We start from the raw sequence: 15623 nt of genomic DNA, 5'->3' as shown, positions 1-15623 counted from the left end.
GGCAGCCGGCCGGCTGCCGGAGCAGGCCGGCAAGACGCCAAGTGCCTGCTTTATCGGGATTTGTACAACGCCGCACCCGCCTTGCCGCCCCATGCGCTACGCCAGGATTGACCACACCCCGCCGCTGCCATTACTTTGTCCGACAAGCAACCGCTTGATAAAAAAGAGCGTCACCCGCACGCCGAAGACACAGGAGACACCAGCATGCCGAGTTACCAGGCGTTCCACCGCCATTCCATCGAACAACCCGCAGCCTTCTGGGGCGAGCAGGCCGGCCGCATCCACTGGCACAAACCCTGCGACCAGGTACTGGCATACAGCCAGCCGCCTTTCCGGCAGTGGTTCGCCGGCGGACTGACCAACCTGTGCTACAACGCGGTGGATCGCCATCTGGCCGAGCGCCCGGAGCAGATCGCGCTGGCCTATGTCTCCACCGAAACCGGTATCGAAACCGGCTACACCTTCCGCGAGCTGCATGCCGAAGTGGCGCGCTTTGCCGCCATCCTCAAGGCGCAGGGCGTGGGCAAGGGTGACCGCGTGCTGATTTACATGCCGATGATTCCGGAGGCGGTGTTCGCCATGCTGGCCACAGTGCGGCTGGGCGCCATCCACTCGGTGGTATTCGGCGGCTTTGCCCCGGCCAGCCTGGCGACCCGCATCGAGGATGCCGCGCCGAAAGTGATGGTGACCGCCGATGCCGGCCTGCGTGGCGGCAAGCTGATCCCGTACAAGCCGCTGGTGGACGAGGCACTGACGCTGGCCGGCTGCAGCGCGCCCGGCAAGGTGATTCTGGTCAACCGCGGGCTGGCCGAAGCGCCGATGATGAAACCGGGCCGCGACCTGGACTACGACACCCTGCGCGAAGCACACCTGAACGACCGCGCCGAGGTGGAGTGGGTGGAGTCCAACCATCCCAGCTACATCCTGTATACCTCCGGTACCACCGGCAAACCCAAGGGCGTGCAGCGCGATACCGGCGGCTACGCGGTGGCGCTGGCGGCGAGCATGGAATACATCTACGGCGGCAAGCCGGGCGAATGCTTCTTTTCCACCTCCGACATCGGCTGGGTGGTGGGCCACTCCTACATCGTGTACGGCCCGCTGCTCACCGGCATGACCACGCTGGTCTACGAAGGCCTGCCGATCTGCCCCGACGCCGGCATCTGGTGGCAGCTGGTGGAGAAATACCAGGTCACGGTGATGTTCTCGGCACCCACCGCCATCCGCGTGCTGAAGAAGCAGGACCCGGCGTGGCTGCACAAGTACGACCTCTCCAGCCTGCGCGCGCTGTTCCTCGCCGGCGAGCCGCTGGACGAACCGACCGCCAGCTGGATTGCCGGCGAGCTGCAGATTCCGGTGCTGGACAACTACTGGCAGACCGAAACCGGCTGGCCGATGCTGACGCTGTGCAACGGCGTCGAGCCGAAGGCGGTCAAGCTCGGCAGCCCCGGCCTGCCGGTGTACGGCTTTGACGTGCGGCTGTTCAACGAGGCCAGCGGCGAGGAAGTCGGTCCCGGCGAGAAAGGCGTGATCGGCGTGATCCCGCCGCTGCCGCCGGGCTGCATGAGCACCATCTGGCAGCAGGACCAGCGCTTTGTCGATACCTACTTCAGCCTGTTTCCGGACAAACTGGTGTATTCCAGCTTCGACTGGGGCATCAAGGATGCCGACGGCTACTTCACCATCCTCGGCCGCACCGATGACGTGATCAACGTCGCCGGCCACCGCCTCGGCACCCGCGAGATTGAGGAAGCGGTCAGCAGCCACAGCGCCATCGCCGAAGTGGCGGTGGTGGGTGTGGAAGACAGCCTCAAGGGCCAGGTACCGAAGGCGTTTGCCGTGGTGAAGAATCCGGCGCTGCTGGATGATCCGGCGCAGCGTGCCGCACTGGAGAAGGAAGTCATCGCCCAGGTGGCGGCACAACTGGGGGCGATCGCCAACCCGGCGCGGGTGTACTTCGTCAACCAGCTGCCGAAAACCCGCTCCGGCAAGGTGCTGCGCCGCTCGATCCAGGCGCTGGCCGAGGGCCGCGACCCGGGCGACCTGACCACGCTGGACGATCCGGTCGGCATCGAGCAGATCCGTCTGGCCGTCAAACCAGCCTAACAGCAAGGCGGCCGCTGGCCGCCGGCTCCCTTGGGACCGCCATTGTCGAGGAATGGCGGTCTTTTTTTATGCGGCCAACGTTGGCGGGCGGTTTTTGCGGCCAACGTTGGCCGCAAGGCTTACAGCCGGAACACCGCCACCGCCTCGTGCAGGCTGTCGGCATGGCTGCTCAGCTGCTGCGACGAGCTGGCGGTGGCATCCACACTGCCCTGGTTGGACTCGGTCATCGCCGAAATCACCTCGGCGCGCTGGGCGATGTCCTGCACTGCCAGCTGCTGCTCGTGCAGCGCCAGCGCCACCGCCTCGATATGGCTGCTGATGCGGCGCGCATTGTCGCGGATGCCGCCGATCGCAGCGCTGGCCAGCCGGCTTTGCTCCACGCCATCGCGGGTGGCGGTGACACTGCTCTGCATCCGGCTCACCACGGTGTTCATGCCCTGCCCCAGCGCATCGATCTGGCTGCTGATGTCTACCGTGGCCTGGCTGGTGCGCTCGGCCAGCTTGCGTACTTCGTCGGCCACCACGGCAAAGCCGCGGCCGGTTTCGCCGGCCCGCGCCGCCTCGATGGCGGCATTCAGCGCCAGCAGATTGGTCTGGTCGGCAATATCGTGGATGGTCTGGGTAATGGTGGCGATGGTGGCGGTTTGCTCGCGCAACCCTTCCAGCGCCTGCGCGGCAGTGGCGATATGGCCGGCGATACCGTTGATGCCGTCGGCGGAATGGTGGATCAGTGTGGCACAGTCCACCACTGCGCCATCGGCCTCGTAGGCCTCCTGCTTCACCTGCTCCAGCTGGTCGGACAGTTGGCCGATGCTTTGCAGCACCTCCTCCACCGACACCGCAATCGCGCGCGAAGCTTCGCCCTGGGTGTGCGATGCCTGCTGCACCCCTTGCGCCGAACTGCTCAGCAGCCGGGCATTGCCGTGCATCTGTGCGGCCAACTCGCGGATATGACCGGTGATGCCGCGCAGCTTGTCCTGCATGTCCACCAGCGCGCCCAGCAGGCTTTCCTGCCGGCCGGCCGGCACCGCCAGGCTGCGGCTCAGGTCACCGGCCGCGATGTGGCGGGTCTGGCTCATCGCCTCCAGCGGCTCGCCGCCCAGCGTGCCGAACACCCGGCGATACAGCAGCAAGCCGCCGCCGGCAACCATCACCAGTAGCAGCACGCCGCTAATCAGCAGAATCTGGTGCGAGTGTTCTATCGTCGCCTCGCTATCGGCCACCGCCCGGGCATTGTTGGCCGCCACATCGGCCTGCAACTTGTCCAGCACCCGGGTCAGCGCGGCGGCGCGATCGTCGAAGCCGCTGCCGCTGGCTTTCATGAGCTGGTTGCCGGCCTCGCGACCGCTGGCAAGATAGGTCTCGGCCATCTGCTTGCCGACCTCGTAGAAGCCTTGCAGCGCCGGACGCGTCGTCTCCAGATCGCGCCCCAGCTCCGGCGACAGCGCCGCAATGGCGTCCAGGTTCTGCATCCCGGCATGGTAGTGCTCGTCTGCATCGGCAAAGCCATCACGCTCGCCGGTGGCGCTGACATCGGTCAGGAACTGCTGGATCTGCACCACGTGGAAACGCAGACTGCTCATGTTGTCGGTCAGCTTGCTGGTGACCGCATGCTCGTGCTGGCTGCTGGCCAGTACCCGCTGCAGACTGACGCTGACACCGACGCTTTGCAGCAGCAGCAGGGTGACCGTGATAACGATGAAAGACAGCAACAAGGGGCGCAGTTGGCGCGTAAACGGAATCGACATCCTCAAACCACTGAACAGGCAAAAACCGCATTCTTGCCGCTTTGCAGCAAAGGCCGCAATCTTAAAGCATCTGTGTTGTTGTTTTTCATCAAATGCTTAATGATTTCGTTAAACAAGACCAGCAAAAATGGCCGGCGTCGCCACGCCGGCCATTGCCGAAAAGCGCCGTCACACGGATCAGTGCTGCAGTCCGCGCTTCACCCGCCGCATGCCCAGCCACACGCTGAAAGCCACCGCCGGGATCGACAGCCCGGTCAGCAGTTCGACATTGAGATGCAGGCCGGCGGCCTTAACTGCCTTGAACAGATAGCCCAGCAGGCTGACCGCGTAATAGGTCAGCACGCCCACCGACAGCCCTTCCACCGTTTCCTGCAGCCGCAGCTGCAAGGCGGCGCGGCGATCCATGCTGGCCAGCAGTGCCCGGTTCTGCTCCTCGTGCACCACTTCCACCCGCGTACGCAGCAAGGCGGTGCTGCGCTGCAGCCGGGTCATCAGCCGTTCCTGGCGCCGCACCGCGGTGGCGCAGGTTTCCATCGCCGGCCCCAGCCGCCGTTCCATGAATTCGTGAAACGGCTGCAAACCGGACAGGCGCCGTTCGCGCAGCTCGCCGATACGGCGCCCTACCAGCTGGTAGTAGGCGCGCGCGGCGGCGAAGCGGTACTGGCTCTGCGCGATCAGCTGCTCGGCCTGTGCCGACAGGTCGGTCAGCTCGTCCAGCATGCCGGCGTCGTGGCCCTGCGGTTGCGCCATGCGCTGGGTGACCCGGCGCAGCAAGGTGCCAAGCCGGTCCAGCTCGCGCATCTGGCGTTTGGCTTCCGGCAGCGCCAGCAAGGCCAGCAGGCGATAGGTTTCCATTTCGAACAGCCGCTGCACCATGCGGCCGGACTGCGATGGCCCCATGTCGCGGTCGATCAGCACGAAGCGGCTGAAGCCTTCCGCCAGCCGCGGGTCCGGGTGCAGGCGCAGGTCGGTATAGGCCACACCGTTGCCATCGCCGATCTCGGCGCCGATCAGGTCGTGGCCGCCGAACCAGCGTTGTGCGATCTCCGCCGCCGGCGCTTCCTGCTCGGCCGGCAGCAGCACGGCATGGGTCGCCACCATCAGCTCGCCCGGCAGCTGGTTAAGCCAGTCGCCGGGCAGGCGATCCAGCGCGGTACGGTCGAACGGTTCGACAAAGTCGCCACTGAGCACAAAGCTGTAGCGCGCGAACTCGGTATGCAGCGCCCAGCGCACGGTCAGGTCGCCGGCCACGCCGGTGTAGTGCACCTGGCCGGCATCCGGCAGCGGCAAGCCCAGCCGGTTGGCCAGATCGTGCATGGCCGCGCGTTGCTCGGCTTCGGCTTCATCGAAGAACAAGGTAAGGGTGGTCAGTCTGGCCGGCGACGGAATCGCCACCGGCGGCCGCGCGTGCGCCTCGTCATTGAGGCTGCGGCGCAGCGGGTGTGTCTTGAGCGTAATCATGTTCCGGTATCCCTGGTTTCCGGACCGGCGCCGATAAGCGGCACAGGCCCACGGGCAGCTCTGCGGCTGCTGGCGGGCAGCTTACCCGTGGCGGTAGTGATGCAACAAGCCTGCCAGCTAGCGGCATGCTGCCCTACAGGGATGACAACAAGATGGCTGTAACGGTGGTGCGGATGTCAGCCCTTGTGGTGGCGCAACAGCTTCTGCAGCGCACCCTTGACTACCGGATTGCGCACTTCGTCGGCGGCGCGGGCAAAGGCATCGATGCCGGCATCGGACAGGGAAAACGATTTCTGCCGCGGCTTGCGCGGCGGGGTGGGCAGCACCTTCACCCGCAACGTGGTCAGCGGGTAGCCCTGGCGCGCCAGCGGCGCCACCACGCTATTGCCCAGCAGGCGCAGGCGCGCGGCGACCGTGCCGTTGTGGGCGAACACCACCAGTTCGCCACCGCGCACGCAGGCAACCTGGCACTGCTCGGCCAGACGGCCGGGCAACAGGCGCTTGAAGGCGCGGTCCAGCGCCAGGATGGCCTGCGCCGCGGCGGTCAGGTCGGCCAGTTGCTGGTCCTTCTTGCCGAAGTGGCTGAAGAGTTGGCTGCTCATGTGCTTACAAGACGAAACAATCGGCGTGTAGTGTAGCCCAAATGCCCGCCAGCCATACCGATTGCCACGTTCCGGCCAGGGTTTATTGCCTGACCGTTAGCACAGCTCTTGATTAGCTGCAAACTCGCCCCCATTAACTGGGGATTCGCCTGTGTTAAACTCTGGCCCATTTTTCGATTCGGCCGTTGGCCGCTGGATGTCCACAAGATGATTTCGTCGCTTCTCAAGAAAGTATTCGGCAGCCGCAACGATCGACTGCTCAAGCAGTACCGCCAGGTTGTCGCCCGCATCAACGGCATGGAAGACGCGATGAAAGCGCTGTCCGACGAAGAGTTGGCCGCCAAGACCGCCGAATTCCGCGAGCGCCACGCCAAGGGCGAAAGCCTGGACGCGCTGCTGCCGGAAGCCTTTGCCGTCTGCCGCGAGGCCTCGCGCCGCGTGCTGGGCATGCGCCACTTCGACGTACAGCTGATCGGCGGCATGGTGCTGCATCAGGGCAAGATCGCCGAAATGCGTACCGGTGAAGGCAAGACCCTGGTCGGCACCCTGCCGGTGTACCTGAACGCGCTGTCCGGCAAGGGCGTGCACGTCATTACCGTCAACGACTACCTGGCCAGCCGCGACGCCGGCATCATGCAGAAGCTGTACAACTTCCTGGGGCTGTCGGTTGGCGTCAACCTGTCGCAGATGCCGCACGACGAGAAGCAGGTGGCCTACGCCTGCGACATCACCTACGGTACCAACAACGAATTCGGCTTCGACTACCTGCGCGACAACATGGTGTTCAGCACCGACGAAAAAGTGCAGCGCGAACTGGCCTACGCCGTGGTCGATGAAGTGGACTCCATCCTGATCGACGAGGCGCGCACCCCGCTGATCATCTCCGGCCCGGCCGAAGACAACGTCGACATGTACCGCGCCATGAACGCGGTACCGCCGCTGCTGAAAAAGCAGGAAACCGAAGAAGGCGAAGGCGACTACTGGGTCGATGAAAAGGCGCACAGCGTACTGCTGTCCGAAGCCGGCCATGAACGCGCCGAGCAGATCCTCGCCGACATGGGCCTGCTGGGCGAGGGCGACAGCCTGTACTCCGCGGCCAACATCACCCTGATGCACCACCTGAACGCCGCACTCAAGGCGCACGCGCTGTTCCATCTGGACCAGCACTACGTGGTGCAGGATGGCGAAGTGGTGATCGTGGACGAATTCACCGGCCGCCTGATGTCCGGCCGCCGCTGGTCCGACGGCCTGCACCAGGCGGTGGAAGCCAAGGAAGGCGTACAGATCAACCGCGAAAACCAGACGCTGGCATCGATCACCTTCCAGAACTACTTCCGCCTGTACGGCAAGCTGTCCGGCATGACCGGTACCGCCGACACCGAGGCCTACGAATTCCAGAACATCTATGCGCTGGAAACCGTGGTGATCCCGACCAACCGCCCGATGGTGCGCAAGGATCATCAGGACAAGATCTACCGTTCGGCACGCGAGAAATACAACGCCATCATCAGCGACATCAAGGATTGCGTCGAACGCGGCCAACCGGTGCTGGTGGGTACCACCAGCATTGAGAACTCCGAGCTGGTATCGCAACTGCTGACCCAGGCCGACCTGCAGCACAACGTGCTCAACGCCAAGGAACATGCGCGCGAAGCCGACATCGTGGTGCAGGCCGGCCGTCCCGGCGTGATCACCGTGGCCACCAACATGGCCGGCCGCGGCACCGACATCGTGCTGGGCGGTAACCCGGAACCGGAAATCAAGGCCATCGAAGCCGACGAAGCGCTGAGCGACGCCGACAAGGCCGCGCGTATCGAGGCCATCCGCGCCGAATGGTCGCAACGTCATGAAAAAGTACTGGCCGCCGGCGGTCTGTACATCATCGGTACCGAACGCCACGAATCGCGCCGTATCGACAACCAGCTGCGCGGCCGTGCCGGCCGTCAGGGTGACCCGGGCGCCAGCCGCTTCTACCTGTCGCTGGAAGACCCGCTGCTGCGTATCTTCGCCGGCGAACGCGTGGCGATGATCATGGACAAGCTGAAGATGCCGGATGGCGAAGCCATCGAGCATCCGTGGGTATCGCGCTCCATCGAGAACGCGCAGCGCAAGGTGGAAGGTCGCAACTTCGACATCCGCAAACAGCTGCTGGAATACGACGACGTGGCCAACGATCAGCGCAAGGTGATTTACCAGCAACGCAACGAGATCCTGGAAGACGACGACGCGTCCGACATCGTGACCAATATGCGCGAAAGCGTACTGTCCGACCTGGTCGACCTGCACCTGCCGCCGGATTCGATGGAAGAACAGTGGGACCTGCCGGGCCTGGAGCGCGCGCTGGAAGCCGAGTTCCTGCTACAGGCGCCGGTAGCTGCCTGGCTGCAGGCCGAGCCGACACTGGATATTCCGGACATCAAGCAGCGCATTCTGGACCTGGCCGCCGCCAGCTACGCCGAGAAAGTGGCCGCCGTCGGCGCCGAGCAGATGCAGCAGTTCGAGCATGGTCTGGTGCTGCAGATGCTGGACAACACCTGGCGCGAACACTTGGCGGCGATGGATCACCTGCGTCAGGGCATCCATCTGCGCGGCTACGCGCAGAAGAACCCGAAGCAGGAATACAAGCGCGAGGCGTTCGAACTGTTCGAGGCCATGCTCAACCGCATCAAGCACAGCGTGGTCACCTTGCTGATGACGGTGCAGGTGCGTGGCGATGCCGATCTGGATGCCGTTGCGCCGCACGAAGTGGCCGGCATGGAACTGCACCACGACGAACTGCCGTCCGCCGTCGAGCAGGAAGACAACCCGTACTCGCCGGAAGCAATGGCGGCCCAGGGCCTGCGCGTTGGCCGCAACGACCCCTGCCCGTGCGGCAGCGGCCAACGTTACAAGCAGTGCCACGGCAAACTGGCCTGAGCCTTGCCGCGATAACTAACCGCCAACAGCCGTTGGCGGTTTTTTTACGCCCGACGAAATCCCGCCATGCCTGCACTCGCCCCGCTGCAACTGCTTGCCTTCGCCCTGCTCGCCACCGCCGGCCTGCTGTTGCTGGCCCGCCAGCGCCCTGCCGCTTGCGGCCTGCTCATCGCCGCCCTGCCCGCCGCGCTAGCCGCCGGCTTGCTGACCCTCTCCGCCTTGCCCGTGCTGCTGTTGGCCGCAGCGCTGCTGTACTGGCAGCTGCGCCAGCCGCAGCGACCTGCCCCGCGCGGGTTGTTGCTGTTGCTGGCGCTGCTGCTCGGGCTGCATTTGTTGCCGGGGTTCAACACCGTGACGCTATGGCAGGGCCGGCTGGCGGCCGACAGCAGCCCCTACCTGCTGCGCTGGGGGCTGGACAAGGCGCTGGCCGGCGCGCTGTTGCTACTGGCGTTTGACGACTGGCGGCCGGCGCTGCGCGGCCAACGTTGGCCGCAGCTGGCGTCGGCCCTGCTGTTGCTGCTGCTGGCACTCGCCAGCGCGCTGCTACTGGGGCTGGTACGCATCGATGTGAAATGGCCGACGTGGTGGCCGTACTGGCTGGCCGGCAACCTGCTGCTGACCTGTATCGCCGAAGAAGCGCTGTTCCGCCGCACCCTGCCGCAACTGCTCCCCGCCAGCTGGCCGCCGCTGGTGCAGATGTCGGCCTGCAGCCTGCTGTTCGGTGTCGCCCATGCTGCCGGCGGGCCGGTATGGGTGATGTCTGCCAGTCTGGCCGGCCTCGGCTATGCGCTGATTTACCGTGCCAGCGGGCAGCTAGGGTGGGCGATCCTGGCGCATGGCGCGCTCAACAGCCTGCATCTGGCGCTGCTGAGCTACCCGCAACTGGGTTGAAGATCCAGCAAGGTTGGCCGCAACCAGAATAGCGGCAAGAAAAAACCCCGCCGTAGCGGGGTTTCTGTCAGCAGGCCGCATGCGGCCAACCTTGAGCGCCTTACACCAGCAGGCAGGACGATTGCGACTTGTCGCTGACCGCGTGCAGCACGATGTCTTCCTTGCCGCAACGTTCCTGCGCCTGCGGGCAGCGGGTACGGAACACGCAGCCGGACGGCGGGTTCATCGGGCTGGGCAGGTCGCCCTGCAGGATCTGGATCTGCTTGTTCTTCTCCAGCTTCGGATCCGGAATCGGAATCGCCGACAGCAGCGCACGGGTGTACGGGTGGCTAGGCGCATCGTACAGCGCGTGTTTCTCCGCCAGCTCCATCTCGCGGCCCAGGTACATCACCAGGATGCGGTCGGAAATGTGCTTCACCACCGCCAGATCGTGGGCGATGAAGATCAGCGCCAGACCCATCTCGCGCTGCAGGTCCTTCAGCAGGTTGATGATCTGCGCCTGGATCGACACGTCCAGTGCCGATACCGGCTCGTCACAGATGATCAGCTTCGGCTCCAGGATCAGCGCGCGGGCGATGCCGATACGCTGACACTGGCCACCGGAGAACTCGTGCGGGTAGCGGTTGATCATCTGCTCGCGCAGGCCGACTTTGGCCATCATGGCGCGCACGCGCTTGTCGATCTCGGCACCTGACAGCTCCGGACGATGCACGCGCAGCGGCTCGCCGATGATCTGGCCGATGTTCATGCGCGGATTCAGCGACGCCAGCGGATCCTGGAAGATCATCTGGATGTCCTTGCGCACCGCCAGCCAGTCCTTGTCCGTGCCTTTGCGCAGGTCGCGGCCCATCCACACGATTTCGCCGGATTTGGCCGGGTGCAGGTTGAGGATGGCGCGCGCCAGGGTGGACTTGCCGCAGCCGGATTCGCCGACCACGCCCAGGGTTTCACCGGCATACAGGTCGAAACTGACGCCATCGACCGCCTTCAGGGTTTTCTTCGGAGTCCACGGCCAGGCATTGTTGCTCTTCACCTGGAAGTGCACCTTGACATCGCGGACCGACAGGATGGGCTGGCGTTCAGACATGCGCCTTCTCCTTGATGATCTGCAGTTCAGCTACCGGCTTGTGACAGGCCCGCAGCACGGAGGAATGGTTGCCGGCGGCTTCCAGCAGCGGCAGCACTTCGGCGCAATGGGCATTGGCGTGGGCGCAGCGTTCGGAGAACGGGCAGCCTTTGGGCATGTGCGCCATGTTCGGCGGGTTGCCCGGGATGCTCACCAGCGTGTCGCCATCGTGATCCAGACGCGGCAGCGCGCCCAACAGGCCGATGGTGTAAGGGTGGGTCGGGTGATAGAACAGGTCGTCGGACTTGCCGTACTCCATCACGCGGCCGCCATACATCACCATCACGTTTTCGCACAGGCCGGCCACCACGCCCAGGTCATGGGTGATCATGATGATGGCGGTGCCGAAATCGCGCTGCAGGTCTTTCAGCAGGCTGAGGATCTGCGCCTGCACGGTCACGTCCAGCGCGGTGGTCGGTTCGTCGGCGATCAACACTTCCGGCTCGCACAGCAGCGCCATGGCGATCATCACGCGCTGACGCATACCGCCGGAGAACTCGTGCGGGTACATGTCGATGCGGCGTGCCGCTTCCGGAATGCGTACCGCTTCCAAGAGCTCGATGGCGCGCTTCTTGGCTTCGCGACGGGTCATGCCCTTGTGCAGCTGCAGTACCTCGGTCATCTGGCGCTCTACCGTCAGGTAGGGGTTCAGCGAGGTCATCGGGTCCTGGAAGATCATCGACACGCGGTCGCCGCGGATGCCGTTGAGCTGCTTGGGGCTCATGGTCAGCAGGTTCTGGCCGTTATACAGCGCTTCGCCGGTGGCTTTGCCGTTCTTGGCCAGCAGGCCCATCATCGCCAGCACGCTCTGGCTCTTGCCGGAGCCGGACTCGCCGACGATACCCAGGGTCTTGCCTTTTTCCAGCTCGAAGTTCACTCCGTTGACGGCATACACGTAGCCATCGGGGGTCTGGAACTGTACCCCCAGGTTTTTTACTTGCAACAGGCTCATGGTGTGCTCCTCAACGATCCTTCGGGTCCAGCGCGTCGCGCATGCCGTCGCCGATATAGTTGGCGCAGTACAGGGTGATGGACAGCATCGCGGCCGGGAACAGCAGGATCCACGGGGTGGTTTCCATCACGCCGGTGCCGTCTTCGATCAGCACGCCCCAGCTGGTCATCGGCTCTTGCACGCCAAGGCCGAGGAAGGACAGCACCGATTCGGTCAGGATCACGCCCGGTACCGTGACGGTGGTGTAGATCACCACGATGCCCAGCAGGTTCGGCACCACATGGCGGAAGATGATGCTGCTGGTGGAGACACCGATGGCGCGCGCCGCTTCGATGTATTCCTTGGATTTGATCGACAGCGTCTGGCCGCGCACCACGCGTGCCATGTCCATCCACGAGAACACGGTGATGGTCAGCACCACCAGGTAGAACTCGCGGCCCAGCAGGGTCACCATCAGGATGGCGATCAGCAGGTAGGGCACGGCGTACATCATGTCGACGATACGCATCATCAGGGTATCCACCTTGCCGCCGAGGAAGCCGGCAGTGGCGCCCCACACGATACCGATGGTGACCGAGGCGATGGTGGCCAGGAGGCCCACCATCAACGAGATGCGGCCACCGATCAGGCAACGCACCAAGAGGTCACGTCCCAGCTCGTCGGTACCGAAGTAGTGGCCGTTGAGCATGGTCGGGGCCAGGCTCATCGCCTCCCAGTCGGTGTCTTCGTAGCTGTGCGACAGCAGCATCGGCCCGAAGATACAGGCCAGGGTAATCAGCGCCAGGATTACCAGGCTGACTACGGCGGCCTTGTTACGCAGGAAACGCTCGCGCGCATCGCGCCACGGGCTGCGACCGTCTACCGGCAAGGCGCTGACGTTGGCCGCAATGGCTTCGGCTGCGGCTTTCTGTTTACTTCTCAACATGTTCGGATTCCTTGCGATGCTCAGTAGCGGATTTTCGGGTCAAGCAGCGCGTACGCCAGATCGACCAGCAGGTTGAGTACCACGGCAACCACGGTCACCAGCACCACCAGACCCAGTACCAGGGTGTAGTCACGGTTGGCCGCACCGTTGACGATCAGCTTGCCCAAACCCGGCAGCGAGAACACCGACTCGGTCACCACCGCGGAGGTAATCGACGAAATGGCCAACGGCCCCAGTACCGACACCACCGGCATCAGCGCCGGCTTCAGCGAATGGCGGAACACGATGGTGCTCATCGGCAGGCCCTTGGCCTTGGCGGTACGGATGAAGTTGGAGTTCAGCACTTCGATCAGGCTGCCGCGCATCACCCGGCCGATGGTCGAGATATTGATGAAGGTGAGCAGCGCCATCGGCAGCACCATATAGCTGATCTGGAAGTCGTTCCAGCCACCGGCCGGCGATACTTTCAGCCAGATGGCAAAGATCATGATCAGCACCGGGCCGATGATGAAGGACGGGAAGGCGCTACCCAGGTTGCCGATCAGCATCACCAGATAGTCGACGATGCTGTTCTGGCGCAGCGCGGCGATGATGCCGAGGCCAACACCGATGAACACCGACAGCAGCAGCGAGCCGCCGCCGATGGCCAGCGATACCGGCAGCGCATTGGCCACCAGATCGTTCACGCTCCAGTCGGCGTAGCGGAAAGAGGCGCCGAGGTCACCCTGCAGCAGGCTCTTCAGGTAATAGAGGTATTGCTGCCACAGCGGCAAATCCAGATGGTACTTGGCCTGCAAGTTGGCCAGCACTGCGGCGGAAATCTTGCGTTCGCTATCGAACGGGCCACCGGGGGTGGCGTGCAACATCAGGTAACAGACAGTGATGACGAGCAGCAAAGTGGGGATCGTCATCAATACGCGGCGAAAAGCGTAAGACCACATAACGGGAATACTCCAAGTCGGGAGGGTGAGTGCCCGGTCGGTAGAGTGCAGCAGGAAACCCTGCACCCGCCTGTCCCTTGTGGGGACAGCCGGAACCAGACACGCCGACAGCACTTATAACAACTATAAGCCGGGCGCCCGCGATACGGGGCCCGGCCTTGAACAACGGGGAGAACCAGCCTCCCCGCCTACCATCAGGCACTTAGTGCTTGATGATGTACAGGTCCTTGTTGCGGTAACGGTCCATCGGGTTCTTGGTGGAGTAGCCACCAACGTAGGACTTAACCAGACGCGGAACGGTGTACTGCAGCAGCGGCAGCATCGGGTAGTCGTCCATGATCATCTTGGTAGCCTGGGTCAGCAGCTGCTTGCGCTTGGCCGGATCCTTGCTCAGGTTGCCCTGTTTGATCAGTTCGTCTGCCTTCGGGTTGCAGTTGCCGTTGTCGTTCTGGTCGTTGCCGCACTGGATCAGTGCCAGGAAGGAAGTGGCGTCGTTGTAGTCAGCTACCCAGCCGTTACGGGCGATCTGGTAGTCACCGTCATGACGCTTCTTCAGCAGCACCTTGAACTCCATGTTTTCCATGTCGGTGTTCAGGCCGAGCTTGGACTTCCACTCGGAAGCGGCGAAGATCGCCATCTTCTTGTGGTATTCACTGGTGTTGTAGGTGAACTTGATCTTGGTGCCCGGCTGGACACCGGCAGCGGCCAGCAGCTTCTTGGCTTCGGCAACGCGCTGTGCCATCGGCCATTTTGCCCAGTCGTAGGTGGTCACGTCGGCGCCGGCAGTGCCGCGCACGATGGCGCTGTAAGCCGGAACCTGGCCGTCAGCGGTGATCTTGGAGGACAGGATGTCGCGGTCGATCACCATCGACAGTGCCTTGCGCACGCGCACGTCCTTCAGCAGCGGATCTTTCACGTTGAAGGAGTAGTAACGCAGGCCCAGCATCGGCGCATTGCGGATGTCTTTCGGCAGTTCGGCCTTGTACTTCTCGTAGGTGCCCGGAGGCAGCTGGTATACCCAGTCGTTTTCGCCGGACTGGAACAGTTTCACGTCGGCAAAACCGTCTTCAACCGGCAGGTAGGTCACCTTGGTCAGCTGTACGTTGGCCTTGTCCCAGTAGTTCTGGTTCTTCTCGATCACCAGCTTGCTGTTTACCAGCCAGTCTTTCAGCATGAAAGCACCGTTGCCAACCAGTTTGCCCGGCTTGGTCCAGTCCTTGCCGTACTTCTCGATGGCGGCCTTCGGTGCCGGGCCCAGCTGGGTGTTGGACACCAGCTCCGGCATGAACGCTACCGGATACGGGGTCTTCAGTTCCAGGGTGTACTTGTCGATGGCCTTTACGCCCACCTCGGTCACCGGCTTCTTGCCTTCGGCGACTTCCTGGCCATTCACCAGGAAAATGCCGTAGGTGGTGGCGTACGGGGAAGCGGTTTTCGGATCCAGGAAGCGGCGGATACCGTAAACAAAGTCGTCAGCAGTCACGGCAGTGCCGTCGGACCACTTGGCGTTCTTGCGCAGCTTGAATACCCAGGTCGTCGCGTCGGTCTGTTTCCAGGACTCGGCCACGCCCGGCACAACCTTGCCGTCGGCGTCGGTGGCAGTCAGACCTTCGAACAGGTCGCGGGCGATGTTGTTGGCGCCAACCGATTCGGCCAGAGCCGGATCAAGCGACTCGGCTTCGGAACCGTTGTTACGCACCAGTTCCTGCTTGGCGTCCAGCTGGACACCGGCCGGTACCTTGGCGGCCAGGGCAACCGGAGCGGCCAGGGCCAGGGCAACGGATGCGGCAACGACGCTGAATGTCATGGTTTTTTTCATATTCTCCTGCTCTCCTTGAACAAGAAACGACCTGCAAAAGCGCAGGTCGTCCTGAAAAACAATCTGTGTATACAGTACGTAAAGGCGAGGCCATTATGCACAGCAGACATAGCTGTCACAAGAGCCAAAACGCGCT

At 63.7% G+C, this 15623-nt stretch carries 11 protein-coding genes; 3 read left to right on the top strand and 8 right to left on the bottom strand.

Annotated features, from left to right (window positions below):
- Positions 1–135: 135 nt before the first annotated feature.
- Positions 136–2106 (top strand): propionate--CoA ligase, encoded by a 1971-nt coding sequence (locus HU218_RS03290; RefSeq protein ID WP_281357103.1) that lies wholly within the window; start codon positions 136–138, stop codon positions 2104–2106.
- A 119-nt stretch (positions 2107–2225) separates the two neighbouring features.
- Here HU218_RS03290 and HU218_RS03285 read toward each other — a convergent pair whose 3' ends face one another.
- The 3 genes from HU218_RS03285 to HU218_RS03275 all read right to left on the bottom strand — a co-directional run bounded on the left by HU218_RS03285 (position 2226) and on the right by HU218_RS03275 (position 5917).
- Positions 2226–3854: a methyl-accepting chemotaxis protein gene (locus HU218_RS03285; RefSeq protein ID WP_174873525.1), complete on the bottom strand. Its 1629-nt coding sequence runs from the start codon at positions 3852–3854 to the stop codon at positions 2226–2228.
- A 177-nt stretch (positions 3855–4031) separates the two neighbouring features.
- The gene (locus HU218_RS03280) at positions 4032–5315 is read right to left on the bottom strand and encodes a DUF3422 family protein (protein WP_174873524.1); all 1284 of its coding nucleotides are present in this window, start codon (positions 5313–5315) and stop codon (positions 4032–4034) included.
- A gap of 176 nt (positions 5316–5491) precedes the next feature.
- Positions 5492–5917 carry a DciA family protein gene (locus tag HU218_RS03275; protein WP_174873523.1) on the bottom strand — a complete coding sequence of 142 codons (426 nt, stop codon included), beginning with the start codon at positions 5915–5917 and terminating at the stop codon, positions 5492–5494.
- Between the two features lie 207 nt (positions 5918–6124).
- Between HU218_RS03275 and secA the strand changes: the two genes are divergently transcribed.
- A complete protein-coding gene (gene secA, locus HU218_RS03270; protein WP_174873522.1) occupies positions 6125–8833 on the top strand; it encodes a preprotein translocase subunit SecA in 2709 nt (902 codons plus the stop codon).
- Positions 8834–8899: 66 nt separating this feature from the next.
- On the top strand, positions 8900–9724 hold the full coding sequence (locus HU218_RS03265; protein WP_174873521.1) for a CPBP family intramembrane glutamic endopeptidase: 825 nt from the start codon (positions 8900–8902) through the stop codon (positions 9722–9724).
- A gap of 100 nt (positions 9725–9824) precedes the next feature.
- Here the strand turns inward: HU218_RS03265 and oppF are convergent, their stop codons facing one another.
- From oppF to HU218_RS03240, 5 genes are all read right to left on the bottom strand, one after another.
- Positions 9825–10811, bottom strand: coding sequence for a murein tripeptide/oligopeptide ABC transporter ATP binding protein OppF (gene oppF / locus HU218_RS03260; RefSeq protein WP_174873520.1), 987 nt, complete (start codon positions 10809–10811; stop codon positions 9825–9827).
- The gene (locus HU218_RS03255; protein WP_174873519.1) at positions 10804–11802 is read right to left on the bottom strand and encodes an oligopeptide/dipeptide ABC transporter ATP-binding protein; all 999 of its coding nucleotides are present in this window, start codon (positions 11800–11802) and stop codon (positions 10804–10806) included. The genes oppF and HU218_RS03255 overlap by 8 nt, the downstream gene beginning before the upstream one ends.
- Positions 11803–11812: 10 nt before the next feature.
- Entirely contained in the window at positions 11813–12727 is a 915-nt protein-coding gene (locus HU218_RS03250) for an ABC transporter permease subunit (RefSeq protein ID WP_174873518.1), read from the bottom strand.
- 20 nt (positions 12728–12747) lie between these two features.
- The gene (gene oppB / locus HU218_RS03245) at positions 12748–13668 is read right to left on the bottom strand and encodes an oligopeptide ABC transporter permease OppB (protein ID WP_174873517.1); all 921 of its coding nucleotides are present in this window, start codon (positions 13666–13668) and stop codon (positions 12748–12750) included.
- Positions 13669–13870: 202 nt separating this feature from the next.
- Complete coding sequence (locus HU218_RS03240; RefSeq protein ID WP_246210710.1) at positions 13871–15475, bottom strand: peptide ABC transporter substrate-binding protein; 1605 nt, start codon at positions 15473–15475, stop codon at positions 13871–13873.
- Positions 15476–15623: the final 148 nt, after the last annotated feature.

This window comes from Vogesella oryzae (assembly GCF_902829295.1).
In the GTDB taxonomy this organism is placed as follows: Bacteria; Pseudomonadota; Gammaproteobacteria; order Burkholderiales; family Chromobacteriaceae; genus Vogesella; species Vogesella oryzae.
Note: the sequence above shows the minus strand (reverse complement) of the source record. Positions and strands in the feature narration are given on the sequence as shown.